The following is a 24,774-nucleotide window of genomic DNA, read 5'->3' as shown; positions in this document are numbered from 1 at the left end:
TATATTGGGTTCCTATACTCTGTCTGATTGACAAGTTATCTTATATCTTATAAGCCTTCATAGCTTTACGTAGTTCCTTAAATGATGGGCGTTTTCCGTAGAGAAGGACACCCGTACGATAAATCTTAGCGGATAACCATCCGAATAATAGGATGGACACAGCCAGGATCGCTAGTGATGCTGCAATCTCCCAGATGGCTATATCGCCAAGTCCGATTCGCACTAGCATGGATACCGGAGAAACAAATGGTATATAGGTGCACACTTTCAGCAACATCGAGTTAGGTGTGCTGATACTGAATATTCCAACGTAGAACGTTGCGAGCGATAACATCGTGATTGGCATAATAGCCTGCCCTAATTCCTCTGTCCGGCTCACAAGCGAGCCGATGGCTGCAAACAATGTAGCATACAAGAAATATCCTAGAATATAGAAGACCAAACCTAGCACAAGAACTTGCACACTAATTTGTGATATATCAAGATTAAATTCAGTCAGTATTCCGGAGTTATGTGGTAATGAGATGTTAACAGCCACTACAACACCGAAGATAACAATTTGAATTAACCCGACAAAGAACATTCCGATGATTTTACCGAACATCTGTGCAAGTGGGGATACACTAGTAATCAAAATTTCCATAATGCGTGAGCTCTTCTCGGCTGTTACTTCAGCAGCGATCATATTCCCTGTCATCATATTCGTCATGAAGAACAGGATAATAAGGAGATACACGACAATGTAGTTGATCGTGTTCGTTGCTTTTTCGCCTTCATCTGTTCCTGCGGCTCCTTGCTCGCCCGCCTGCGCTTTGATTGTCTCAATGTGCACTGGCATATTGATCTCAGCTACTTGCTCTGCGGTAAGTGAACCCTTGGTAATATATTGAGTTTTTACGCTTTGAAGTGCCGCTTGTAAAGAAGCCGCAAGACTAGCGTTCATACTATCTTTATTCGAGATATAGCTTACTTCTGGAAAAGCTCCTTCAGTTCCTTGATTGAAACTGAGGTAACCATCAATCTTCCCATCCTCAATATCCTTCTTCAGCGTTGCTTCATCCGCTGCATCATACTTTACAAAAGAGTACGTATTTCCAGTCTGTTTCTCCCCGAAATTTTTTAACGATTCCACGATTTCAGGTTGATTACCGTATACGAGTCCAATCTGAGCTGGTGCTCCATCATCTCCTGTAAACTTGTCAATGAAGTAAGGTAAATTAAGACCAATCGATACTAATATAGCTAAAATCAGTGTTGTGACGATGAATGATTTGGTTTTTACCTTATTTATAAAAGTAAAGCCGATTACAGTACTCATTTTATTCATTCGACTCACCTACCTCTTTAATGAAAATTTGATTAAGTGTTGGTTCCATAATTTCGAAATGCTCTACTTCACTTTCATCCATTGCTTTACGTAATATTTCCTTTGCCGCTGCGACATTGGAGATGGAAATTTTATACCCTCTCTCTTTGCGCTCAACTGCCTTCACACCTTCGATCTGCTCCAGTCCATTCACTTCACTCGTTGTATGAAGAATGACTTCTTCCCTCGGGTAACGTTTCTTGATCTCTCTTAAGTTACCTTGTAGTACCGTCTTCGAACGATCGAGAATCGTAATGTTACGGCACAATTCCTCGACATGCTCCATCCGATGCGTGGAGAATAGAATACTCGTACCCGCATTTCGAAGCTCAATCACTGTTTCCTTGAGTAGTTCTACATTGACAGGGTCGAGTCCGCTGAATGCTTCATCCAAAATCAGAATTTCTGGTTTGTGCACAACTGCAGCGATAAATCCCATCTTTTGCTGATTACCTTTAGATAATTCTTCAATCTTCTTATCATAATATTCTGGGACTTCAAAGCGATCGAGCCAGTAACGAAGACTCTTATCTGCATCCGAAGCTGACATACCACGTAAACGAGCTAGATACTTTATTTGCTCACTAATTTTTACTTTTGGATACAACCCACGTTCTTCCGGCAAATAACCCATTCCACGTTGCAGTTCATCACCGAAAGGCTTCCCGTGATACAGAATCTGGCCACGATCTGGATAAATCAGTCCCAGTACCATTCGCATGGTTGTCGTTTTACCAGCTCCATTGGCTCCGAGCAGACCATAAATTTCACCCTTCTCAACCTGTAGCGATATTTCACTTACCGCTGTCTTCTCACCAAACTCCTTAACTACTTGCTCTAGAATTAAAGGATTAGCCATATTTATTACTCCCTCTTCTCTTCTCATGATTTATTATTGGGGCTTATGCCCCTTGATCCATAGTTCCAAAATTTCTTCCAAATCCAGACCACGGCTTTTAATGACCTGAAGTTCTTTCAACCTCGGATGATGATTCCAACCGTCACCGTTATCTCGGATAATCAGCTTACTAATCGAAGGACCGTCATTCTGGCACAAGATCACCTCTGGAATCTCTTCAATTCCTACAAGCTCGCCGCGAACCCAAATTTCTTTCCAGCTACCATAGAGTGTATCTTTCTCCACCATACCTAGCGTTTGGCCTTGATGAACCAATACAATATAATCAGCGAGACGCTTCACTTCTTCAACAATATGAGTAGATAAGACGATAGTCATCTCTTCTCTCTCCATACAATTGCGAAGCTCTTCGATCATTTCCTTCCAGACGAATGGATCGAGTCCCGAAGTAGGTTCATCTAATAAAAGTAGTTTAGGACGCGTTGCAAGCGCGACAATGATCTCGAATTTACGCCGTTCACCTTTAGACATCCGATTTAAGCGTTCACGTCTTGGAACCTCAAAGCGGGTTATTAATTCTTCGAATCGACGTTGGTCCCAATCAGGATACCAGTGTGATCGGAAATCTGCCGCCTCTTCCACAGTCTGATAATTTTCCTCGGTGGCTGGCGACTCTTCTACATAAGCAATTTTTTGTTTCAGTTCCAGCCTTAGAAGGTCTTTCGCTGTTTCACCGAACCATTTTATTTCTCCATCATCTAACGAAATAATCTGCATAATCATTTGCAAAAGCGTACTTTTTCCGGCACCGTTCGGTCCAACCAATGCAACTATATATCCTGCTGGAAATTGTACATTTATCGGTCCAATTGTTTTTCTGCGTCCCCGATTTACCGCTCCTAGTAGCTCCACTGCCATCTGTTCTATCACGCGGGATCACTCTCTCCTTCATGATTAGGATATTTCTTACGCAAGGTTTCTAGAAACAAATCCAATATTTCTTGCTTCCCATATTGTACTGATATCCCTACATCAACGGCCGTTTCAAGTGCTTCCTGTACAGCTACTCTTCGGTATTCACTTCTTTCACCCGCTCCAACTTTGGCTACGAATGTCCCTGTACCTTGTTTCGTCCGAAGTAGTCCTTCATTCTCCAAATCTTGATATACTCGTCGGATGGTAATTACGCTACAGCTTAAGCTTCCAGCGAACTCTCGTATGGAAGGAAGTAGGGTTCCTTCTGCTATCTGTCCGCTAACGATCAACGATCTCAATTGTGTTTCGATCTGATGATACAACGGTTCTGCGCTGTTCTCATTAATTTGAATAGGAATCCACACCTTTCCACCTCACCTCCAACCTCTGCTCTATCTTATTATTGATCATTATGATCTTAAATCTCGTACAATCAGTTTGCGCTTGGTTATCTTAATGAGTAGGAAGAAACCCAACCCTCCTACAACTAGCGCCCCCCACATTAGTGGAGATAAGAATGAGAAGTGACTGGAGTAATCTACTAGGAGCATAACTAGACTCGTTCCGAGAAAATGGGAAATCACAGTGATTACAACAACTAATACAATTATACTAATTGTCAACCATAAGTAGGTCCTGCCCTTCTTAAGCAGTTCAAAATAGATAAAAACACCGTTTATTAGTAAGGCATAACCAGTCCATGTCAGGATAAAAACGATAAACTGTCCGATATTCATCTCAGCTCTGAGATTGCTTGAAAACCAGAAGAATAATGGATAGAACAGAACTCCATTAAAAATTAATGCCATGAACAGTTGAATGATTCGTCCCTTCATAATTGCAGTGATTGGAATCGGTAGAGTTCGATAGTACTTTAACATTCTTGTGTATGAGTCTTCTTTAATGTAATTAAATGAACGACGACTGAAGAAAAATCCGGTTAGTGGAACGAGTAAAAGCATCAAAAAATCACTGAGTGGTTTCATTAAAACCTCTGCTTCGGAATGAGACCCCATCATAACGCTGAGTGAAAATGCTAAGTACAACATAAAAATTACATTTCCAATCAAATACATTCGGTCTCCGCGCAATTCTTTTTTGAAAATAACCCATCCATCTCTCCACGTATCCAAGCTAATCATCCCTTCATGCCAACTAATAAATAGATAATTCTATATTCACATCACTGTTCCACTGTGCTTACTGTTTATATCTTTATACACAGTATATACTGTGCTATTTTCGTCGTCAATACCTTTTTTCCAAATTAAAACAATAATTTTTCATCCACAATCTAACCTTATTGATTCATAATGATGATCTACTGGATACATAATGATGCAATAATGTCTACTGGTTGTAAGCCCTATAGTTATGTCTATCAACGCAAAAAAAGACTTTTGAGAATGTCTCAAAAGTCTTTCTGTATAGGCGAACTATTAATGTTTTATTTTATAACCTAGTATCCCCATATCACTCTCCATACCGCTTGAGTATGTCCACCTGGATATAAGAGATAGAGCAGTACGTACACAGCCACACCGGTAATCGCCGTGAAGAACCAGATGACTGCGGTTGTTCTTCCCCATTTACGATGCTTTGCATACTTCTCCTTGAAGCCAAGTATCAGCGTCGTTATGCCGAATACAGCGGCAACAGTCGCGAGCACGATATGGAAAATAAGAAACGTCTGATAATAGCCCTTCAGGTCATCCGGGCCACCCCACGATGTATTTCCAATAAATACCGTACGTGACGAGTAGATAAGGAAGAAGAGTACTGCAGCAATAGCGGCAGCGATCATCGTTTTCTTATGAGCTTCTCTTTTGCCTTTGATAATGAGTCCCCATCCGATGGCAACCAACACAGCACTTATAACGATGAAGGCTGTACTGATCGTCGGAAACAATGTGTATAGATCCATTTCCATCCTCCTATTTCAACAAACATAAATATTTACTTCAGAACTAAGCGACATTCTCTTCGTCATCATTCCGATTCTCCTGCCTGTACCATTGAAAGAAGACATACGCCAGCATCGAAGCAAAAATGATCTCCTGAAGAAACTTCATGAGAATTCCACCGACCTGCTGATCGATAGCAGGCTTCAAGTATCCAAAGAACTGTGGTCCACCGAATTGACTTAGCAGATAGGTCGTATCACCGGGTATACAGTATCCCATTGCCTTTGCCCACACTGCCGGATCACTGTAAGTAGCATACAGTGGCTCACTCGCAAAGATAATCAATCCGCAGGCAGGTGTTAATAGCACCATGTTAAGGAAGATAAAACCCATCTTCTTCAGACTCTGGCCTTCTGCCGCATCAGGCAAGGGATTAACAAGCGTCCACCACATCAGTCCTGCAGCGATAAACAAGATGACATAATATAACCGGTGGATTCCAAAGTGCAACATAACATAATCATGAATAACAGGTATGTGGTAGAACGAGAACAAACCGTTAAAGAGCACTGCCGCCACAATTGGCGTTGCTAGAAATTTCAATCGGTGAAGTGGACTTCTAGCCAGAAATCTTATTATAACACGCCATACCCAAGGTGGAATACCTAACATTAACAGCGGTGGAGCAATCAAATAAGATAGAGCCATGCTAACCATGTGAAAACTGAACATCATATGACCCAATAAATCGATAGGTCCTCCCTGAGCCAAATAAAGCAACAACATGCCCAAGACAAACAACACTTTTTTGCTAGCAGGTATCGATTGTCCTTCTCCAAGTTTCTCACTTAACGGGCCCACTAGCAAGAAATAACCTGCAGTTATCAGTAACATGACTGCTAGAAATACCGGATCCCAGACTTGTACAAAGTTGAAATATTCTAAGCCTAGCATACTAAAACCTCCCTCCACCGCTATTAAATCTGTCTAAATTGTGAACTACCCCCTGAATATACAAAAGAGGGGGCTTATAAGCAAGCCCGCCTCTTCTTCAATCGTTGAACAACCTCTTTAAGACCACCACATCCAGAACAGCGCTGTAATAATCGCCGTACCAGCTACAAAGAATCCACCGGCCATAAATATAATGGGTAACAAGTGGCCTTTATCCTTAAGATGCATCCAGTAACCCAATTGCACAAGTACCTGGAGTATTGCCATGACCAGCAGCAGGATGACGGTAAATGCCGTATTCACTCCCCCAGCCGCAACAGCGGCAAAGGCGATGAGTGTTAAGATGATCGAGAATATAAACGCGATCACATGCTTCTGGGGTCCTTCTTGCCTATGACGACGCTTGATCACGGAACCATCATGATGATGATTATCCTGATTTTCCATCCCTTACGCCACCTTCCCAAGGAGATAGACAACTGTGAAGATAAATACCCACACCACATCGATAAAATGCCAGTACATCGCGGATACATATATCTTTGGAGCCGTCACAACATTGAGTCCTTTCTTAGCTAACTGACCAATTAGAATACCGATCCATAGAATCCCGAATAACACGTGTGCCCCGTGAAATCCAACAAGCGTATAGAATGCAGAACTAAAGGCGCTTGTTGTCATACTATAATCCTCGTGAACCATGTATTCCCTAAATTCATAAATCTCCAATATAAGGAACGCTAATCCCAATAATACCGTTACACTGAGCCAACCTGATAGCGACTTCTTGTTTCCTCGATGCATCGCTTGAATGGCGAAAACACTTGTTAAGCTACTGACAAGCAAGATAAATGTTGCCGCCGCCGTCATGGGTAAATTGAATAGTTCACTAGCTGAAGGACCATCGGCCACTTGATTTCGCAGTGTCAGGAAGGTAGCAAACAAAGTACCAAACAATACAGACTCACCGCCGAGAAATAGCCAAAAGGTTAACACCTTATTCCGGCCTTCAAGCGTCGCCTTTTCTAATTCATGGGGAATTGTGTCTGTAGTCTGCTGTGCATGTGGTGTCGTCATGCCTTGACCCCCTTCCCATTCAGTTCATCCTCTTCAATATGCCAACCATGATCGTCAAAGAGCGAACGCAGCAGCATGGATCCGAAGGTAACCGCTAGCCCAAGTCCTGTAACAATATAGTTGTTAAATATAAAATTCAAAAAGCTATTTCCAAAGTCATCACTAGTGAACATAAATCCAAGACCAGCAATGAAAATACCTAACGACATCACAAATGGAAGAATAGTTGGAGATGGCATATGAATCGGTCCAACAGGCTCTGACGGTGTCATTTCTGTATGACCAGCCGCTTTTTCCTTCCAAAAAGCATCAAGACCACGTACAAGTGGTATTTGCTTGAAGTTATATTCCGGTGGCGGTGAAGGAATACTCCATTCGAGCGTCCGTCCATCATCCCAAGGATCATTGGCTGCACCAACAGGTTTACGAGATGTGATGCCAATGTTAACTAGGAACACAATCACACCTACACCCATTAAGAATGCACCTATTGTACTGATCAAGTTCATAAGATCAAAGCCTTGATTCGGTAAATAAGTGAAGACCCGACGTTGCATCCCAATTAACCCGAGGAAATGCTGAACGAAGAAGGTCAACTGGAAACCAATAATAAACGTCCAAAATTCGATCTTCCCTAGTTTCTCACTAAGAATTCTTCCAAACATTTTAGGCCACCAGTAATGGAGTCCCGCGAACAAGCCAAGAACAAGGCCACCAACAATCACGTAGTGAAAGTGCGCCACAACGAAATATGTATCGTGGTACTGATAGTCAGCTGGTGCTGAGGCCAACATGACTCCGGTTACCCCACCCATAACGAACGTTGGAATAAAACCCGCTGCAAATAAATTAGCAGTAGTGAAGCGAATCTGCCCGCCCCACATCGTGAACAACCAGTTAAAGATTTTGATTCCTGTAGGAACCGCAATTAACATCGTAGCGATGGAGAATAACGCGTTCGCTACTGGCCCAAGCCCAGTCGTAAACATATGATGTGCCCAAACCATGAAGCCCAAGAAGGCAATCAGGATCGTTGCAAACACCATCGAACTATAACCAAACAAACGCTTACGAGAGAAGGTACTGATAACCTCCGAAATAACACCAAACGCAGGCAGAATCAAAATATACACCTCAGGGTGCCCGAAGATCCAGAATATATGTTGCCAGAGTACGGGGTTACCACCCTTCGATACCTCGAAGAAATTAGCTCCTAAAATCCGGTCAAAGGTAAGCAATACCAGCCCTACAGTAACCGCTGGGAATGCGAACAAAATCATCGCCGACGTAACGAAGGATGTCCAAGTGAACATAGGCATCCGCATAAAGGACATACCCGGCGCACGCATTGTAATGATCGTCGCGAGGAAGTTAAGCCCCCCAATCAACGTACCCAAACCTGCGATCTGTAGACCAATCGTGTAAAAGTCGACACCGTGTGTCAAGCTGTACGCATTAGTTGATAACGGAGTGTATGATGTCCATCCGGCATCCGGTGCACCACCCATAAACCAACTGAGATTAAGTAACAATCCACCGAATAGAAACGTCCAGAATCCGAGTGAATTCAGAAAAGGAAACGCTACATCACGTGCTCCAATTTGCAGCGGGATGACCGCATTCATTAGAGCAAAAATGACCGGCATGACACCAAGGAAGATCATCGTCGTACCGTGCATCGTAATCAGCTCGTTAAATTGCTGAGCCGATACGAAATCATTCATCGGCTTGGCAAGCTGAACACGAATCAATAACGCTTCAATTCCGCCAATACCGAAGAAGAACCCCCCGGCTACTAAATACAGAATAGCTATTTTCTTGTGATCGACGGTTGTTAACCAATCCATCAAACCTTTGTGCCGTTTGACACTGTGAGCATGAGCCAAGGTTTGTACCTCCTTTAATTTCCTATGCATCTATGCTGCATAAGACGCACCAAAGATCAATATGATACTTTGCTATTCGCCAAATACTCGGCTATAGCTTTGATTTCATTATCAGTAAGCCCAAGATCCTCTTTAGGCGATGGCATCTTATTACCAGGTTTCACTGCTTGCGGATCGGTAAGCCATTCTATCAGATTATCCTTAACTGGCTTACTACCTTTCAATTGACCACTGCCTTCTGAGTTCAGCAAAATGCTTGCTACTGATTCTCGGCTGCCAATCCCGGTCAGGTTAGGGCCGACGGATCCACCTTGCTCACCTATAGCATGACAACTTAAGCATTGATTCTTAAACACTTCAGCTATCGCTGGATCCTCAATCGTCTGAACCGGCTCTTTCATCGATGCGACCCATAGGTCGAACGATTCTTGACTTACAGACTTGACTTTGAACTCCATGAAAGCATGAGACGGACCACAAAGTTCCGCACACTTACCGAGATAAACCCCCTCTTGGGTAGCTTCAATCCAGGTTTTATTGACGGTCCCATCCGTATTCGTATCCGTTTTACCGGCAAGTGATGGCACCCAGAAAGAATGAAGTACATCCATGGTCTTTAGCTCAAGCGAAATCTTCTTGTTCGCAGGAATAATAAGATCCTGAGCTGTAGTAATCCCATAATCGGGATAGGAGAATTCCCACCAGAATAAATGTGAGGAGACTTTTACCTTTATAGCATTCTTGTCGGCAGAATAGTCTTCACCAAATGCAAACACCTTCTGAATCGTAGGTACGGCCAGAACCAAGACGAGCACGAGTGGTATCGCCGTCCAAAGAACCTCTAGCTTGAAGTTCCCTTCAACTTGTTTGGGGGCTTCCTTATGCTCTGGTTTACGCCGAAATTTAATATAGACATATGCCGCAATACTAAATACAATCAACATCACAACAATCATGATGCTAATCGCCAACTTCATTAAGTCATACTGTCCTGCCGCTACCGTACCTTGCGGTTTAAGCGTCGATAAATCCGCTCTTCCACATGCAGACAGCATGAACGATAGCCCGATAAACAAGGGCCCCAGCCGTTTGATAGCCTTCCAACGCTTCATCATTGATCAACCCCACTTCACGTTTTCTTCCGATGATTTACAATTTTTACACACTTTTTACACAAATAATCTGCTTTATCACTATCAATACCATCTTGTCAATAATAACAATCACCCATTAAATATATGATTGAACCCATCTTTTGTCAATGTATAGCAAGTAGTTTAAATTTTAAGTAATAAGTCGAAAAAACTTGCCAATTCAGTGTTTGTTAGCGGTTTCTAAATTTATATTCGATGAAATTTATGCACTAATCTTCTCGAATTTTGCGCTTTATTTACCTTTTTATGGCTAAAGCTCATTTTTGACAGTTTGGTTAACTTTTCTTCTATAAAGACAAAAAAAAGAGAGCATCGCTCTCTTCTCAAATCATTAATTTAACAGATTCATTTTGTAAACTTCGGAATACACCGTTTCTTTAAAATGAGCAAACTCCTCTTCCGTCAGAGGATCGGGGTAACTCATAATGTTAAGAGGCAACAGAGGCTGGCCTTCCCGGAGAGGGGGCTGCACATAGTCAAATGAATTCAGATGAAATCCGAGTCGTTCATAAAAACCAATTCTTCGCTTTGCAAAGTCACTCTCAGGTGGCTCTACTTCCAGCCGAACAGGAATCTGTGACTGACTTATATATTTGTTCAGCAACTTTCCGCCTGTGCCACCTCCTCGTAATGTTGGATCCACTGCAAAATGTTCCACGAAACGAAAAGATGAAAATTCCCAGCTAGCCAGAAAGGCAATCGTTTTATCATTAGAGTCTGTTTCTGTAAGCACACGATAATAAGGGCTAGATAATAACGCGCGTTGTCCATCATAGGTTCTAAATTCAGATTTCGGAAATGAAGACTCCATGATCTTATAAATCTCATCAAATCGATTATACATATTATTCAATTCTCGCTTTCTAGAGCCTTTGCTCCATTTGTTCGCATACTACCTAGGGCAGCATACTTCTTATGTTGTCAGTATAACAGGGCCATTGTCCGTAATGGCTAAAGTGTGTTCATAATGAGCACCAAGACTGCCGTCTGCGGAACGAACACCCCAACCATCATCATCCCATTGTACAGCACCTGTATCTCCTAATGTAAAAATAGGTTCGATGGTAATAACCATACCTGACTCAAGTATCATTCCTGTGCGAGCACGCCCGAAATTAGGCACATCCGGCGCTTCGTGCATATAACGGCCTATCCCATGTCCTATTAGCGGTTTAACAATGCCGACCCCCGCTCCCTTCGCAACCTTACTTACAGCATGACCAATATCGCCAATTCGCTTACCTGGCAACGCTTGGGCAATCCCAGCATAAAGAGCTTTTTCTGTAACCTTTAGCAGTCGCTCAGCTTCAGGACTAACTTCACCAATCCTGTAGGACCAGCCCGAATCAGCAAGCCAACCATTCTTATTCACTACAATATCAATCGTAACGATATCTCCATTTTGTAGTTTACGATCGGTCGGAAATCCATGACAAACCACATCGTTTACAGAAGCACAGGTTGCAAATGGATACCCTCTATATCCCTTCTGTTCTGGAGTAGCACCTCTTAGTGCCAAGAAGTTCTCTACCCAACTGTCGATCTCAAGCGTCGTAATTCCGGGACCTATTCGCTTCGCAATTTCCTTATGACAATCGCTTAATATACTCCCCGATTCCCGAATTCGAGCTATATCCTCATTAGACTTCAAGTTCACCTTCACATTTATATCTCCTTTCGCTAGCCTTAACACTGCGTTAAATAAGCATTGATATACTATATGTGAATCAGGGTAAAAAAAAACCGTACCTAGCGATAGACGCCAGAACGGTAGTAAGGACATAAGCTCAGTTAATAGGTGCCGTTAATTCCGATCCCGGGTATGTATCAGGAAACGGAAGAATCCATTTTACCTAATTCACTCTCCACTAGATGGGTCAATTCCTCTTCATATCCGCCCATAATACGGTATTTCCGGACATAATCCCTAACAAACTTTTTCGGGTCTTTAGGCCTGAATATTCGGGTCATTTCCCGCAGACTCTCCTTGACTTCATTATGACCTTTCGTTGCCATACTAATTCCCTCCCAGAACGCTTGTGGTTAATGCTCCGATTTTGAGAACGCCGAAAAGTTGACTGTGAGTTAGTTCATTCATGAAGTTGTGGGAACTGCAATTCCGCCTTTTCGGCAGGCATTTGACACTGGACATACTCGAAGAAATTCCCGCTAAATCAGGCATGGTAGCAAGCGTTTTGCACCTTATACTGATCCTTACGGTCATCGTAATATGTTGGAAACGACCTCCTATCCATTATATTGTATCATATTCAGCTTAACGTTTCAGCTTTCTTCCAAACACACATTTTTTTTGTGTCTAATTATTTTTTTGTTTATACAACAAACTACTGACACATCTTAATGAAAACAGGAAATGGAAGGGATGAGCCCATGAATACGAAATCGCCAAAAATAATGATCCTATATGCAAGTTACGGTGATGGTCATTATCAAGCTACAAAAGCCATCGAAAGTTGTTTCCAAAGAAAAGGGATCAGCAATATTATACTCTTGGATTTAATGGCCGAGGCTCACCCACTTTTAAATGAATTAACCAAATTCATGTATATCCAAAGCTTTAAAGCCTTACCTTCCGTCTACGGTTGGGTCTATAACATGACCCGAGATATGCAGTCTGACACTTCATTTCTAAGTATGATCAATACAATGGGGATGCGAGTACTTAAGGAGATCATCGCCAAAGAAGAGCCTGATCTTATTATTCATACATTCCCTCAACTAGCTATGCCCAAGCTAATAAAAAAGACAGGGGTATCTCTACCTCTCGTTAATATAGTAACGGATTTTGATTTGCATGGAAGATGGATTCATCCCGAAGTGGACCGCTATTATGTAGCGACTGAGGATTTAAAAATGGAGATTGCAAATCGTGGCATATCGAGCAATCGCGTGCTCGCTAGCGGGATACCGCTTGGACCTAATTTCGGTGAATCAAACATATCCCACACTGAAATACTCCCCAAGCTGGACCCGACAAAAAAAACCGTTCTTTTGATGGCTGGCGCCTACGGTGTTATGAAAGGTCTGCGCGATATTTGTGAAGCATTGATCGCAACCGGGCACCATCAGATTCTAGTTGTTTGCGGACGTAATAAAGAATTATTTCGAGGATTAAAGCGTACGTTCAGCAAATGTACCGATGTACATCTATATGGCTATCTAGATAATATACCTGAAATGATGGGTGTCAGTGACTGTATTATTACCAAGCCAGGTGGTATAACGTTGTCCGAAGCACTTGCCTGTCGGCTCCCACTATTCCTTTACCGTCCTGTTCCTGGTCAAGAGCTTAATAACGCACTTTATTTGAAGCGTAAAGGTATTGCCCACATTTCATACGACGCCTATAAACTAGCGGAACAAATTGAATCGCTGTGGAGTAACGAAAGTTCGCTTATCCAAATGCAATTACAAATAGAAGACCTCCGTAAGCCCGAGGCTACAGAGGTCATCGTTAACGATATATTGGATCAGTGGTTTTCTCCCGTGCCAGCTTCCAGCTATTGGGCTACCCTATAAGTAAGTGTTCATCGTGATCAAAAGATGACTTTATGAACTACCTCTATAAGTGTGACAAGCGTATGTTCTGTTAACATACAGCTCGTCATACACTGGATAGTGAGACAGGAAGAGGTGGCTTACCACCTTCATCCCTTCATCTATCCAGGAAAGAAGGTAATTGCCATGTCCCCTTTCAAATCATCCACCGGAATTTATGAGAATTTAGCCGGGTTTCTGATCTACTTATTTGCATTTGTGGGAGGCGTCATTTTTCTAGCTGTAGAGAGAAGAAGTCGCTACGTCTTATTCCATGCCCTGCAATCCGTCATGTTGTTTGGCGGTCTCATGGTTGCACATGCGCTCATCGTCTTTCTCCCCGTAATAGGCGCCGTCGTAGGATTACTGTTAACACTAATTGGAATTGTACTCTGGTTAGTGCTTATGATCACCTCTCTCCAAGGCAAATGGATCAAGCTTCCTTGGATCGGCGACCTTGCTGAAAGACAATTAAATCGAATGTAAATTTAAGCTTCCATGCCCTCTTGACCCGTTTCAGTAGCTACTGGTTTCGCCTTATTACCACGAAGCCCATTAAATAGCAGGTTCAGAACAATGGCTGTGAAGCTCCCTGCAACAATACCATTATCAACGAGAATCCGCAGCTTATCGGGCAGTTGTGCAAAAACTTCTGGAACTACAGTCACACCTAGCCCCATTCCAACGGAGCAAGCGATAATCAATAGGTTCTCGTGTCTATTCAAATCTACTTGGTCACCTAACATACGGATACCTGAAGAGAGAACTAGACCAAACAATGCAATCATAGCTCCACCAAGAACTGAGGTTGGTACAAGCTGTGTCAATGCAGCGATCTTAGGCACAAAACCGATCAGAATGAGCAAGCTACCAGCAACAACGATAACATCCCTGGTCTTTACGCGACTCATCTGAACTAGTCCGACATTCTGAGAATAAGTTGTATACGGGAAGGAATTGAATATCCCACCTACCATGATTGCTAAACCTTCCGCACGATAGCCACGCGTCAAATCTTTGGATGTAATATCCTTATCGACGATTTTACCGAGAGCCATGAATACTCCCGTTGATTCAGCAACACTAACAATAGCTACAAGAATCATCGTAAGGATTGCCGAAGCGTGAAATGTTGGTCGTCCGAAATAGAATGGTTGAATCATATGAAACCAACTAGCTTCCTTCAGCGGTCCAAAATCTACAGCGCCGGCTAGTCCGGCAACAATCGTACCCGCGATCAATCCGATCAATACAGAGATGGAACGGAGAAACCCTTTTGTGAAGCGGTTCATCAACAGGATAAAGATTAGGACCCCAAATCCCAGCATCACATTTAAGGGACTCCCAAAATCGGGACTCGTCTTATCTCCGCCACCCAAGTCTGTCAGAGCAACGGGTATCAACGTGACACCAATAATCGTAACAACTGAGCCTGTCACAACTGGTGGGAAGAAAGCAATCAGTTTCCCAAACACTCCTGCGAATAAAAAGACGAACAATCCCGATGCGATAATAGCTCCATAGATCGCTGATACGCCCATCCCATCTTCCAAACCGATTGCAATCATAGGGGATACGGCTTGAAAAGCACATCCGAGCATAACAGGTAACCCAATACCAAAGTACTTATTACCAAACACCTGAAGTAACGTTGCGATCCCACAGGCAAGCAAATCGATTGCAATAAGATAGGTTAATTGCGAAGTGGTGAAATCGAGTGCTCCACCCACGATAAGCGGTACAATAACTGCTCCAGCGTACATCGCCAGCACGTGCTGTAGACCTAACGATACCGTTTTAAACGTATGTCTGTTTCTTTGGAATATTTTCTCCCGCTCCATAATAAATAGGTTCCTCCCACGATTGTCTCATGTTTTTTCAAAAAAATTCAATTCAACAGGCAAGCCTTCATTTCCACTTGCCCTTCCCAATCTACTCTACAAAAGTAACGGTTCCATTATCCAACGATGCTATTCTTACGAGTGAATCCACGCGATAGCCCGCCTCTTGCAATAATTTCGCCCCTGGTTGGAAAGATTTCTCGATCACTATTCCGATCCCTACCACGCTAGCCCCTGCTTGCTCAGCAATTCGTGCAAGACCAAAAGCCGCTTCCCCGTTTGCCAAGAAATCATCAATAATTAGCACTCGGTCATTCGCCCCAAGAAACTTCTTCGAAACGGTAATCTCGTTCGTCTCGCGTTTTGTGAATGAATATACCTTCTCTACGAAAATATCTTCCCTCAATGTTAGTGATTTGTTCTTACGCGCAAAAATCATCGGTACGCGAAGCTCCAGAGCAGTCATAATCGCCGGAGCAATTCCTGAAGATTCAATCGTCAGTATCTTCGTAATTTCCTCCCCAGCAAACCGCCTTACAAACTCACTCCCTATTTCACTCATGAGCATAGGATCCATTTGGTGATTCAAAAAAGAATCAACCTTCAACACTTGCTCACCCAACACGATTCCTTCATTCATTACTTTTTCCTTTAATAACTTCACTTCTATATTCCCCCTTATGTTAGTAGCATAATAAGTATTAAAAAAAGTCCATCTTCCCAAATAAAAGGGAAATGGACTACAATGGAAGAAATCAACCTAAACTTCATAAATTGGCCAAAAAAGAACGCAAAAAAAGGACAAGCCAAGGTTAGAGTTCTTCCCCGTAGTCCGATCATTTCCGGTGATCAGGTAGAGACATGCAAGCCAATTCTTGCAGTTATACGAGAAAATACGCGAATTTTGTCGTTATTTTAATGTAATGTTAGAAGTATACCCAAAGTACGCAAGGAAATAAAGAGGTATTTCGTGGGTTTTGTGAACATTCCCACAAGAATATAATATTTGCTCGTGAACAAAATATTAGTCATAATACATTTGAATACATTGAAGGGAGAATGTTACATGGGAATTGCCAAGGAATTTAAAGAATTTGCTATACGGGGGAATGTAATCGATCTTGCAGTCGGGGTCATTATTGGGGGTGCATTCGGTAAAATCGTGACATCTGTCGTCAATGATATATTGATGCCTCCTATCGGAAAGCTACTCGGAGGCGTTAATTTCACTGATCTGTATATTAACTTGGATGGGGGAGAATACGCATCGTTAGCTCAAGCCAAAGATGCTGGGGCGGCCGTTATCGCTTATGGCCAATTTATTAATACATTGATTGATTTCTTAATTGTCGCTCTATGTATATTCTTTCTAGTTAAGGGGATCAATTTCTTACGGAGAGACAAGCAGGAACAGGAACAACCGGAACCTGTAAGCACGCAGAAGGAATGCCCTTACTGCTACTCCGAAATTCCGGTGAAAGCTACCCGCTGTGGTCATTGTACATCGATGCTTAGTAACCATGATCAGGGCGAGACCAACTAGTCTCCCCTGATTCAAAGATCCAACCTATTTCTAACCTATCCAACTTCCCCTTACAAAGGTCTTGATTCACGAGGCAACAAACCTGACACAACTGATTTCAGCTCCGAATCTTCCTTGTAACTCTTCTCACCGGTATCTACCTTGCGAACACGGATATAATTGAATTCTGCTCCCGGATCCGTCGGCTTAAACACCAGATTATCACGGTCTTCAAGTCGGAGCTTATAGCCCATATCCTCAAACATTAACAAAAAGTCCTTCTCTGATGGGGTTTTACCTTCCTCCGGAAAAATAAGCCCTCTTAATTCTTTCACCGAATTCTCATGAACTACTTCAAAATGGATGATACACTCCATTATTGTCACACTCCTTAAATAACAATTCATAATAAGTATTCCCACATGAGTGGAAATGACAACATCCTACCTCATACTACGGAGGATATCCCCATAAAAGCGGCGTCACATATTACAACTCGGTGAACAATTGCATTTACGCCCTATTTAATGCCACCTAAATCTGTTCTGCCCCACAATTAGGGCACCATTTTGTTCCCTTCACGAGCGAGGAGGTACAAATCTGACAGTTCACAGTGTTAATGACTACCGGCGATTCAGTAGATGTAGACACCGAATCGTTGTTACCTAGATTCTCTTTCCACGTACGTATACGCAAATCAAGTTCCTCTTGGCGCTGACGCTCTCTTTCCAGTTCACGCAGATGGCGAGCCTCAGTAACAGGATCCAACGGTTCGATCTTCTCTTCAGAGGCTCTTCCTTCATCAATGACTGGTAAAGTAAAGATTCCCTTATCCTCTGATATGCTCTCTTCCTCAGCTCCGCCTAGTCCGGCGGTGAATTCGGCCCCAATATTATAGTCCTGGCCTTTATCCTTCAGAAGCTTGTGCCCACAAAAGTGACAGAACAACGCATCTTCCCCTACCTTTTTTCCACACGCACCACATAAACGTTCATTTTTCAATTCAGCAATTTTTACGCGGACTTCGTCCCGTTCCTCTGCCAGCAAGTCACATGTTTTCGCAAGCTCGATCATCTCTTTTTCGGCGTTGGACATGTCCTTAATCCTGTATCCCTCGTAGAAGACTTCACCCATCCTTTGAAAATAGAGTCCCATTTCACGTTCAATATTTGAAATTTGCGTGTTTAACTTCCCGATTTCTACCACATTTTGCGCGCGATCGGTCACTTTTCCCGCACTATCTTTTATTTTTTGAAAAAATTTCATATCCATATCCCTCCCGTTATCCGTGTAATTCTTTGAAGTTGTTAAATTATCATACCAGATTTGCGGCTTTCGTGAAAATTGTATCTTGATGTCTTTTTGATTTAAGTAAGCATTTCAAGTTACAATAAAGAGGGAAATTTATCGTTTACTAGGAGTAGATTATACTGAATACATCAAATATATATGGCAAGGATACCGTACTTGGTCAATTAGACCTTAAAGAATTATATCGCTTAGAGGTTGGAGAAGAGGAACTACGCAGGCTAGAAGAGTGGAGGAAACTCCCTTTCCTATATCAACTAGCCTTAGACGAACTTAAGAACAAAATCAAGCTGATTCAAACCGAATGGAAAATCCATAACGGCTATAGTCCAATTGAACACATCAAAACGCGAATCAAAGAACCAAAGAGTATTCTGGATAAGCTAGAGCGTAAGGGTCTTGAAATGACGGTAGATAATATGGTGAATAAAATCCATGACATTGCCGGAATGAGAATCGTCTTCTCCTTTGTCAAAGATATCTATAGTCTTCTGAATCATCTTCGGAAACGAGATGATCTTACGATTCTTGAGATTAAGGACTACATCGCAAATCCCAAACCGAATGGTTATCAAAGCCTCCATCTTATCGTTGCCGTTCCACTCACCTTGTTTGAAGGGCAGCGGTGGATGAAGATTGAAATTCAAATGCGCACGTTAGCCATGGATTTCTGGGCAAGTATGGAACATATTCTGTTCTACAAATATGATAAGCAAGTTCCTCCCCACGTCGTTAGGGAGTTAACTGAAGCTGCCCACGCAGCTGACGCGCTTGATAAGAAGATGCATGGTTTACGGAAGGAGATCATGGGCTCTCTCGAAGCTGAACTCCCTGATCATCCCATCGATCCAATGTAGCTCCTCCTCTACATTAACGTAACAATAAGGGCAGACCAAGTATATCCTTGGTCTGCCCTTTCTATTTGATATACCCACCCCTATGCCTGAGGTTTATTGCGTATTTGATCCGCTATTTTTTCCGCGCGCTGCATAACACCAGCAGCAACAAGGGAGTACCCCTTCGCAGCAGAGAACACGCCAGGAAGTAACTGCTTCCATGGTACTGGGTTTGGCTCCGGCTCATAGTTCGCTTTTACAGCAGTAAGACTGATCTCCACATCGTGGAATTGTGGACCCGGTAGATGTAATCGTCCCATCTCACCCACTTCAGCAAGCCATTCAGCAATGTTGGGTCCCTCGCTTTGTGTCCCTCCTTGCTCATCCAAACGTCCGCCAGCATGCCGTAGAAGTTCTTCTTCGGCATCGTCCAATGGTTCAGCAGCCGCCCAAACTTCAAGAACCGCGTTTAACAAGCTCTCACGCGTTAAGCCGAGCATCCTTAAGCGTTGATCTGGCTGATTTACCCACACGGATTCCGCATAAGCTACAGCCTCAGTTAGATGATCGCAATGTGACTCACCGCAAGAGCAGACAATACTACCAGAATACGATTCATCGCCAGCTTTCATCACAAGCCAAGGTAATCTAAGAGGAAGAAGATCCGCAATGGCACGAGGCTGAGTCTCAAGCAGTGCTGCCAACTTTAGTGGATGGGATTGTAATTGCTGTACAAGCGATATTACAACCTTTTGATCTAAGACAGATTCAGGAAATACAACAGAGTGCACCGGTTGTTTATTCCCAGCGGAGACGTCAATTCGTATGGCTTCCGGTAGAAATTCCATATGAAAGTTACCCTGGGTCATAGACTTTCCGCTCATCTTCCATCCTCCTCCCAAATACTTCCCGCTTGTAAGACAACTAAATTCCGCAGTTCCTCATTGGTCATTTCCGTCAGCCATTGCTCGCCAGAACCAACAACTTGCTCTGACAGCATTTTTTTTCGTTCAATTAGCTCATCGATCCGTTCCTCAAGAGTCCCTTGGCAGATTAGCTTATGGACCTCTACGTTCTTGTCCTGCCCGATGCGGAACACCCGATCGGTTGCTTGATTCTCAATCGCCGGATTCCACCAACGATCATAATGAACTACATGGTTAGCCCGCGTTAGGTTAAGCCCAACCCCACCCGCTTTGAGAGAGAGGACAAAGAGAGGGGAGCCCTTACCCTCCTGAAACGCTTGAACCATCTCGTCACGTTCATTCTTGAGTACTCCACCATGTAGAAAGAAAGGGGCTTTCCCGTATCTATGGGTCAACCGTTCCCTCAACAATTCACCCATATGCACATATTGAGTGAATATCAGTGATGCCTCTCCATTGTCCATGATGAGGTCAAGAAGTTCTGTTAATCGTTCCATCTTGCCAGAGCGTTCTGCGATTTCTTCGGCTCTTGTACTTCCTGTGGCCAATAGTGGGTGGTCACATATTTGCTTGAGGCGCGTTAGTGAAGTCAATACGAGTCCCTTACGAGCAATTCCGTCTCTACTACCAATCTGAGACATTAAATCCTCTGTCACCGTTTGATACATCCGCGCCTGTTCTGGTGTCAACGTACAGTATGACTTCAGTTCAATTTTCTCCGGAAGATCCTTGCGTATATCTGGGTCACTCTTGAGACGACGAAGAAGAAAAGGTGCAACCAATTTCCGTAGCTTACCCAGTTCCTCTATCTGATTGCCACCTGTTCCGGTATACCGTGATCGAAAAGAAGCATGAGTTCCTAAATAACCTGGATTCAGGAACTGGAAAATGGACCACAACTCACTCAGTCTGTTCTCCACGGGAGTACCTGTCATGGCAATCCGGTGCGGAGCATTAAGTTTCATTACGCTCTGCGCCTGCTTCGTCCCAAAATTCTTAATATATTGCGCCTCATCAAGTACAATGGTATCCCATTCTATCGACCGAAGCTCTTTCGCATCTCGACCTGCCAATTGATACGTAGTTAAGATGACATCGCGGTTCTCACACTCTTTCAGGAACCTGTCACCATGCAACCTATCGCTTCCATGATGAACATATAACCTAAGCTCTGGAGCAAACCGGGTAAGTTCACGCTCCCAGTTTCCTAACAGAGATGTAGGACAAATGATCAGGCTCTTTCTCGCTCCTTGAGTTATATCATCCAGTAGAACCGTAATCACTTGCACCGTCTTACCAAGCCCCATGTCATCTGCAAGCAGTGCCCCAAACCCTAGTTCCCGCATCGAAGCCAACCATTGATAACCACGCTCTTGATAAGGACGAAGGGTACCTTGAAGCGAAGTAGGGACCTCCCTATGTTCTGGTTTCCTTGTTGATTCGCCCTCCATTAACATAGATAACAAGCCTGTTGTCTCCACTGCTTCGACGTACATCCCATCCAAATGACGACCATCTTCATTGTCGGACGTCAGATGCATCAATTCCCGGAAGGTCATCGTCCCTTGCTCATGACGCTTCATGAATTTGAGAACTTGTTTTATTTCTTTCACATCAATCTCGATCCACTCACCCCGGAAGAACACAAGTGGTGACTTCGAGCCTGATAGCTGAGTTAATTCTTCATGTGTAAGAACTTCACCGTTTATAACGGCTTCCGCCTGAAATGATACCAGCTGGTCTACACCAAACTTCGATACTTCAGCAGTATCTCTATTCTCACCATCCCAGCCAGCAGCTTTAATCTTAACTCCAGCTATTCGACGTCCCTCCTTAGTCCAACGCGAAGGCATCTGAACAGTAACGCCGTTCTTGCGTAGCAGAGGGACCGACTTACTTAGGAACGCATATACTTCATCGGGCCTTAGAACAGCACCCTCAGGGCGCTCCGATTCCATAGCTTCAGCCACTTCACCCGACAACTCAGCCGCCTTGCTTAGACGAAGAAGCAAGTTCTCCTGCACGTCCTTATACGTACGTCCACGGACTTCTAGTTCACGCCCCGGATAACTCCAAATAAACTCCGCAGGTAGCAGAAGTGAAGGGTCTTCGACCCCTTCACCCCAGAATGTTAGAACCCATTCAGGTATACCTTCTGAGCTATCCAATGACCGTCCATGTGTGTGCTCCGCAGGCTCAAGCCGTAGACATAAACGGAGGGTTCCCACCCGGTGTCCTTCTTGCTTCTCTTCTTCAACTTTAGGTTGATCCCCTCCAGCTGAAGAGATGTCCGCGACTAACTGTGTGATCTCAGCAAGACTGCCTTGGATTTCTGGTGGTTGACCGGGAGAAAGCAACCCATTCCACCACAATTCATGTAAAGGAGAATATCCACGCCGATAATCAGCGCGGGAAGGATTTAACTTTCGCCCAAGATCTCCCACCGATTTACGTGTCTCATTATCAATAATCGCTGTCAAAAATGAATACAAAATCGAGATTTGCATCTTCTCGAGCGAACTCTCCTCATGAGCAGCTACGAGTTGAACCGCAGATAGACAGATCGGAGGCATGGCTCCCGCCAAGTGACGGAATCTTGCTTCATCATCACCTTCACTAAGAAGCGGCCCCCATGCAGCACGAAGAGACGATTGCCCGCCCCGACGTCGGCCACCACCCTGATTTACCGGCCGCATCCCAGGCGCAATTTTTCCCTGAATCATCAGTTCCAGAGCAAACTTAGCGGCCACACTCCAGTAGTTCATCTCGGCCCCGGGTATAATCCCTTGGTTCGTCAGAAGAGCCTCGTCCCAATGGAGCAGTAGAGTCCAGGCATCAGAAGCTGGAAGGGCAAGCCCTTCCAAAGTCCTCCCGATGAGTCCTTTGCGCTCCCCGCTTCTTGCCACTCTTCGTCCTGAAGAGACCGGATATCGTACCTCTGCCAACCTAAGTACTGCTTGCTGAAAGGGCCGCACCCCTCCGTCAAGTTCAATCGCTCGGATTGAGGCCGTCCAGGCATCTACTTTTGTTTCTGATGTTTCACCCGAGAAGCAAAACAACACATCCCCGAGCCATATTCCATAAAGACGTTGATTCATGGTGATCTCCCGTCATTTCCTGATTCCATCATTTTGTAATATTTTATACGAAAATGAACCATATAAAACCGGATGCACTTCATCTTTCATTGCAAACCGGGTCTCTTGATATTGTTCTTACCATAAATGGTTATAACTATATATTATACAGCCATGAAGACATAAATCATAACCGTTCTATATTTGCTCCAAAATCGGAGGGATATTTAAATGTACCGTAACCGTGTTTACCTTTTGTGTGATCTCTTATTCTTTCTAGGGGTCATAGTAACCAACTCACTGGCGCAAATCATTCCGCTTGGCGGCATGAATACCGGCGAAATATCAGACATGTATCATACATTAATTACACCTTCAGGCTATGCCTTTACGATATGGTTGTTCATTTACGCTTTGCTGGCAGGATTTATCGTATACCAATTTCGCCGCGTGGGCACTACCGGAACTAACGCTTCGTATCCGCATCTACATGTCTGGTTCATGTTATCCTGTTTATTTAATATTGCCTGGATTTTGCTCTGGCAATACAAATACATCACCTTATCGCTAGTTGCAATGATCCTTCTATTGATCTCACTCGCCATTCTGTATGTAAATACCCAAAAAATCGTCTTGCTAACAAAGATAGAACGATGTTTTATTATTCTACCGTTCAGTCTATACTTCGGATGGATATGCGTTGCAACACTGGTCAACATCCATGTGGTCTTATTTCAGACGGGCATTGGTGACAAATTGAACTTTAATGAAACAATAACAGCAATAATTATGCTAGTTGTTGGTGTATTAGCAGCATTTCTCATTAGCTTTCATTTCCTTGACGGTGTCCCGCCTCTTGTATTTGTCTGGGCTTATATCGCTATAGCAATAGAGCAAAGATGGCATCCAAAAGTGTACCTAACGGCCGGAACATTGTCTGTTATGCTTTTTGTATATGCACTATGGATCATCTTCATGCGCGCCACCGAACGAGATTAAAAAAAGCCAGAGCGAAGAGAACTATACTGTTCTTCATTCGCTCCAGCCCCGCACTTGAACTCCCTCTTTTATACAAGCTGCAAAAAAAGACTATTTCAAGGCGATGACTTCGATCTCTACCAGACCATCCTTAGGCAAACGAGCCACTTCAACCGCACTACGTGCTGGATATGGTTGTGCAAAGAATGATCCGTACACCTCATTTACTTTGGCGAAATCGTTCATGTCTTTCAAGTAGACCGTCGTCTTCACTACTTTATCGAGCCCACTACCCGCAGCTTCGAGAATGGCTTTGACATTGTTTAGTGATTGAGCTGTCTGCGCTTCAACACCCTCCGCAAATTGTCCTGTTTCTGGAACTAGTCCTAATTGTCCTGACGTGAATACGAGATTTCCAAACTGAACCCCTTGAGAGTAAGGGCCAATTGCCCCTGGTGCAGCTTGAGTAGAGATAACTTCTTTAGACATGTGTAATTCCACCTTATCTATAATTAATTTATTTGTTTCACTACAGCACTCTAATCTTAACATG

General features: G+C 43.4%; 26 protein-coding genes and 1 riboswitch. Of the genes, 5 read left to right on the top strand and 21 right to left on the bottom strand.

What is annotated here, in order from left to right; translation table 11 throughout:
• Nucleotides 1-40: 40 nt before the first annotated feature.
• From IEW05_RS23160 to IEW05_RS23095, 14 genes are all read right to left on the bottom strand, one after another.
• Nucleotides 41-1,327: an ABC transporter permease gene (locus IEW05_RS23160; RefSeq protein WP_188542237.1), complete on the bottom strand. Its 1,287-nt coding sequence runs from the start codon at nt 1,325-1,327 to the stop codon at nt 41-43.
• Nucleotides 1,320-2,225, bottom strand: a complete 906-nt coding sequence (locus tag IEW05_RS23155) for an ABC transporter ATP-binding protein (RefSeq protein ID WP_188542236.1) — start codon at nt 2,223-2,225, stop codon at nt 1,320-1,322. Before IEW05_RS23155 ends, IEW05_RS23160 begins: the two co-directional genes overlap by 8 nt.
• Nucleotides 2,226-2,258: 33 nt before the next feature.
• Nucleotides 2,259-3,155, bottom strand: coding sequence for an ABC transporter ATP-binding protein (locus tag IEW05_RS23150; protein WP_188542235.1), 897 nt, complete (start codon nt 3,153-3,155; stop codon nt 2,259-2,261).
• On the bottom strand, nt 3,152-3,565 hold the full coding sequence (locus IEW05_RS23145; RefSeq protein ID WP_188542234.1) for a GntR family transcriptional regulator: 414 nt from the start codon (nt 3,563-3,565) through the stop codon (nt 3,152-3,154). The genes IEW05_RS23150 and IEW05_RS23145 overlap by 4 nt, the downstream gene beginning before the upstream one ends.
• A gap of 45 nt (nt 3,566-3,610) precedes the next feature.
• A complete protein-coding gene (locus IEW05_RS23140) occupies nt 3,611-4,333 on the bottom strand; it encodes a hypothetical protein (RefSeq protein ID WP_188542233.1) in 723 nt (240 codons plus the stop codon).
• Nucleotides 4,334-4,659: 326 nt separating this feature from the next.
• The gene (locus IEW05_RS23135) at nt 4,660-5,124 is read right to left on the bottom strand and encodes a DUF420 domain-containing protein (protein WP_188542232.1); all 465 of its coding nucleotides are present in this window, start codon (nt 5,122-5,124) and stop codon (nt 4,660-4,662) included.
• A 43-nt stretch (nt 5,125-5,167) separates the two neighbouring features.
• Nucleotides 5,168-6,058 (bottom strand): cytochrome c oxidase assembly factor CtaG, encoded by an 891-nt coding sequence (gene ctaG / locus IEW05_RS23130; RefSeq protein ID WP_188542231.1) that lies wholly within the window; start codon nt 6,056-6,058, stop codon nt 5,168-5,170.
• 117 nt (nt 6,059-6,175) lie between these two features.
• Complete coding sequence (locus IEW05_RS23125) at nt 6,176-6,505, bottom strand: cytochrome C oxidase subunit IV family protein (RefSeq protein ID WP_188542230.1); 330 nt, start codon at nt 6,503-6,505, stop codon at nt 6,176-6,178.
• Nucleotides 6,506-6,508: 3 nt separating this feature from the next.
• Nucleotides 6,509-7,135: a cytochrome (ubi)quinol oxidase subunit III gene (locus tag IEW05_RS23120; RefSeq protein WP_188542229.1), complete on the bottom strand. Its 627-nt coding sequence runs from the start codon at nt 7,133-7,135 to the stop codon at nt 6,509-6,511.
• Nucleotides 7,132-8,982: a cytochrome c oxidase subunit I gene (gene ctaD / locus IEW05_RS23115; RefSeq protein WP_188542338.1), complete on the bottom strand. Its 1,851-nt coding sequence runs from the start codon at nt 8,980-8,982 to the stop codon at nt 7,132-7,134. Before ctaD ends, IEW05_RS23120 begins: the two co-directional genes overlap by 4 nt.
• A 95-nt stretch (nt 8,983-9,077) precedes the next feature.
• Nucleotides 9,078-10,136 (bottom strand): cytochrome c oxidase subunit II, encoded by a 1,059-nt coding sequence (gene coxB, locus IEW05_RS23110; protein WP_188542228.1) that lies wholly within the window; start codon nt 10,134-10,136, stop codon nt 9,078-9,080.
• Between the two features lie 370 nt (nt 10,137-10,506).
• A complete protein-coding gene (locus IEW05_RS23105; RefSeq protein WP_188542227.1) occupies nt 10,507-11,019 on the bottom strand; it encodes a GNAT family N-acetyltransferase in 513 nt (170 codons plus the stop codon).
• A 69-nt stretch (nt 11,020-11,088) separates the two neighbouring features.
• On the bottom strand, nt 11,089-11,838 hold the full coding sequence (gene map / locus IEW05_RS23100) for a type I methionyl aminopeptidase (protein ID WP_229753693.1): 750 nt from the start codon (nt 11,836-11,838) through the stop codon (nt 11,089-11,091).
• Nucleotides 11,839-12,002: 164 nt separating this feature from the next.
• Nucleotides 12,003-12,191: a hypothetical protein gene (locus IEW05_RS23095; RefSeq protein WP_188542225.1), complete on the bottom strand. Its 189-nt coding sequence runs from the start codon at nt 12,189-12,191 to the stop codon at nt 12,003-12,005.
• A 375-nt stretch (nt 12,192-12,566) separates the two neighbouring features.
• Between IEW05_RS23095 and IEW05_RS23090 the strand changes: the two genes are divergently transcribed.
• Together IEW05_RS23090 and IEW05_RS23085 are read left to right on the top strand one after the other, a co-directional pair.
• Complete coding sequence (locus IEW05_RS23090; protein ID WP_188542224.1) at nt 12,567-13,715, top strand: MGDG synthase family glycosyltransferase; 1,149 nt, start codon at nt 12,567-12,569, stop codon at nt 13,713-13,715.
• A 165-nt stretch (nt 13,716-13,880) separates the two neighbouring features.
• Nucleotides 13,881-14,219: a DUF4870 domain-containing protein gene (locus IEW05_RS23085; RefSeq protein WP_188542223.1), complete on the top strand. Its 339-nt coding sequence runs from the start codon at nt 13,881-13,883 to the stop codon at nt 14,217-14,219.
• 2 nt (nt 14,220-14,221) lie between these two features.
• On the opposite strand, the gene IEW05_RS23080 is transcribed toward IEW05_RS23085, so the two are convergent.
• A complete protein-coding gene (locus tag IEW05_RS23080; protein ID WP_188542222.1) occupies nt 14,222-15,574 on the bottom strand; it encodes a nucleobase:cation symporter-2 family protein in 1,353 nt (450 codons plus the stop codon).
• A 91-nt stretch (nt 15,575-15,665) separates the two neighbouring features.
• A complete protein-coding gene (locus IEW05_RS23075; protein ID WP_188542221.1) occupies nt 15,666-16,238 on the bottom strand; it encodes a xanthine phosphoribosyltransferase in 573 nt (190 codons plus the stop codon).
• Between the two features lie 144 nt (nt 16,239-16,382).
• A riboswitch (purine riboswitch) is annotated at nt 16,383-16,483 on the bottom strand.
• Nucleotides 16,484-16,640: 157 nt separating this feature from the next.
• On the opposite strand from IEW05_RS23075, the gene mscL reads away from it, so the two are divergent.
• The gene (gene mscL, locus IEW05_RS23070; RefSeq protein WP_188542220.1) at nt 16,641-17,117 is read left to right on the top strand and encodes a large conductance mechanosensitive channel protein MscL; all 477 of its coding nucleotides are present in this window, start codon (nt 16,641-16,643) and stop codon (nt 17,115-17,117) included.
• Nucleotides 17,118-17,167: 50 nt separating this feature from the next.
• Here the strand turns inward: mscL and IEW05_RS23065 are convergent, their stop codons facing one another.
• Nucleotides 17,168-17,473, bottom strand: coding sequence for a hypothetical protein (locus IEW05_RS23065; protein WP_188542219.1), 306 nt, complete (start codon nt 17,471-17,473; stop codon nt 17,168-17,170).
• 157 nt (nt 17,474-17,630) lie between these two features.
• Nucleotides 17,631-18,362, bottom strand: a complete 732-nt coding sequence (locus IEW05_RS23060) for a zinc ribbon domain-containing protein (RefSeq protein ID WP_188542218.1) — start codon at nt 18,360-18,362, stop codon at nt 17,631-17,633.
• Between the two features lie 179 nt (nt 18,363-18,541).
• On the opposite strand from IEW05_RS23060, the gene IEW05_RS23055 reads away from it, so the two are divergent.
• Nucleotides 18,542-19,261, top strand: coding sequence for a GTP pyrophosphokinase (locus tag IEW05_RS23055; RefSeq protein ID WP_188542337.1), 720 nt, complete (start codon nt 18,542-18,544; stop codon nt 19,259-19,261).
• An 80-nt stretch (nt 19,262-19,341) separates the two neighbouring features.
• On the opposite strand, the gene IEW05_RS23050 is transcribed toward IEW05_RS23055, so the two are convergent.
• Together IEW05_RS23050 and IEW05_RS23045 are read right to left on the bottom strand one after the other, a co-directional pair.
• Nucleotides 19,342-20,124: a hypothetical protein gene (locus IEW05_RS23050; RefSeq protein ID WP_188542217.1), complete on the bottom strand. Its 783-nt coding sequence runs from the start codon at nt 20,122-20,124 to the stop codon at nt 19,342-19,344.
• Entirely contained in the window at nt 20,121-23,264 is a 3,144-nt protein-coding gene (locus tag IEW05_RS23045) for a DEAD/DEAH box helicase (protein WP_188542216.1), read from the bottom strand. Before IEW05_RS23045 ends, IEW05_RS23050 begins: the two co-directional genes overlap by 4 nt.
• Before the next feature lie 210 nt (nt 23,265-23,474).
• Between IEW05_RS23045 and IEW05_RS23040 the strand changes: the two genes are divergently transcribed.
• Nucleotides 23,475-24,242, top strand: coding sequence for a TspO-related membrane protein (locus IEW05_RS23040; protein ID WP_188542215.1), 768 nt, complete (start codon nt 23,475-23,477; stop codon nt 24,240-24,242).
• Between the two features lie 90 nt (nt 24,243-24,332).
• On the opposite strand, the gene IEW05_RS23035 is transcribed toward IEW05_RS23040, so the two are convergent.
• Nucleotides 24,333-24,710: a RidA family protein gene (locus tag IEW05_RS23035; protein WP_188542214.1), complete on the bottom strand. Its 378-nt coding sequence runs from the start codon at nt 24,708-24,710 to the stop codon at nt 24,333-24,335.
• Nucleotides 24,711-24,774: the final 64 nt, after the last annotated feature.

Source organism: Paenibacillus segetis (assembly GCF_014639155.1).
Classification (GTDB): domain Bacteria; phylum Bacillota; class Bacilli; order Paenibacillales; family Paenibacillaceae; genus Fontibacillus; species Fontibacillus segetis.
The sequence above is the reverse complement of the archived record's forward strand: the minus strand, read 5'-3'. Positions and strand labels throughout refer to the sequence as shown.

Bases quoted from the DNA above. Each gene is read 5' to 3' on its own strand.
- IEW05_RS23160 (WP_188542237.1), bottom strand. From the start codon at position 1,327: ATGAATAAAATGAGTACTGTAATCGGCTTTACTTTTATAAATAAGGTA.
- IEW05_RS23155 (WP_188542236.1), bottom strand. From the start codon at position 2,225: ATGGCTAATCCTTTAATTCTAGAGCAAGTAGTTAAGGAGTTTGGTGAG.
- IEW05_RS23135 (WP_188542232.1), bottom strand. From the start codon at position 5,124: ATGGATCTATACACATTGTTTCCGACGATCAGTACAGCCTTCATCGTT.
- ctaG (WP_188542231.1), bottom strand. From the start codon at position 6,058: ATGCTAGGCTTAGAATATTTCAACTTTGTACAAGTCTGGGATCCGGTA.
- IEW05_RS23125 (WP_188542230.1), bottom strand. From the start codon at position 6,505: ATGGAAAATCAGGATAATCATCATCATGATGGTTCCGTGATCAAGCGT.
- IEW05_RS23120 (WP_188542229.1), bottom strand. From the start codon at position 7,135: ATGACGACACCACATGCACAGCAGACTACAGACACAATTCCCCATGAA.
- ctaD (WP_188542338.1), bottom strand. From the start codon at position 8,982: ATGGATTGGTTAACAACCGTCGATCACAAGAAAATAGCTATTCTGTAT.
- coxB (WP_188542228.1), bottom strand. From the start codon at position 10,136: ATGATGAAGCGTTGGAAGGCTATCAAACGGCTGGGGCCCTTGTTTATC.
- IEW05_RS23105 (WP_188542227.1), bottom strand. From the start codon at position 11,019: ATGTATAATCGATTTGATGAGATTTATAAGATCATGGAGTCTTCATTT.
- IEW05_RS23095 (WP_188542225.1), bottom strand. From the start codon at position 12,191: ATGGCAACGAAAGGTCATAATGAAGTCAAGGAGAGTCTGCGGGAAATG.
- IEW05_RS23090 (WP_188542224.1), top strand. From the start codon at position 12,567: ATGAATACGAAATCGCCAAAAATAATGATCCTATATGCAAGTTACGGT.
- IEW05_RS23085 (WP_188542223.1), top strand. From the start codon at position 13,881: ATGTCCCCTTTCAAATCATCCACCGGAATTTATGAGAATTTAGCCGGG.
- IEW05_RS23080 (WP_188542222.1), bottom strand. From the start codon at position 15,574: ATGGAGCGGGAGAAAATATTCCAAAGAAACAGACATACGTTTAAAACG.
- mscL (WP_188542220.1), top strand. From the start codon at position 16,641: ATGGGAATTGCCAAGGAATTTAAAGAATTTGCTATACGGGGGAATGTA.
- IEW05_RS23065 (WP_188542219.1), bottom strand. From the start codon at position 17,473: ATGGAGTGTATCATCCATTTTGAAGTAGTTCATGAGAATTCGGTGAAA.
- IEW05_RS23060 (WP_188542218.1), bottom strand. From the start codon at position 18,362: ATGAAATTTTTTCAAAAAATAAAAGATAGTGCGGGAAAAGTGACCGAT.
- IEW05_RS23050 (WP_188542217.1), bottom strand. From the start codon at position 20,124: ATGAGCGGAAAGTCTATGACCCAGGGTAACTTTCATATGGAATTTCTA.
- IEW05_RS23045 (WP_188542216.1), bottom strand. From the start codon at position 23,264: ATGAATCAACGTCTTTATGGAATATGGCTCGGGGATGTGTTGTTTTGC.
- IEW05_RS23040 (WP_188542215.1), top strand. From the start codon at position 23,475: ATGTACCGTAACCGTGTTTACCTTTTGTGTGATCTCTTATTCTTTCTA.
- IEW05_RS23035 (WP_188542214.1), bottom strand. From the start codon at position 24,710: ATGTCTAAAGAAGTTATCTCTACTCAAGCTGCACCAGGGGCAATTGGC.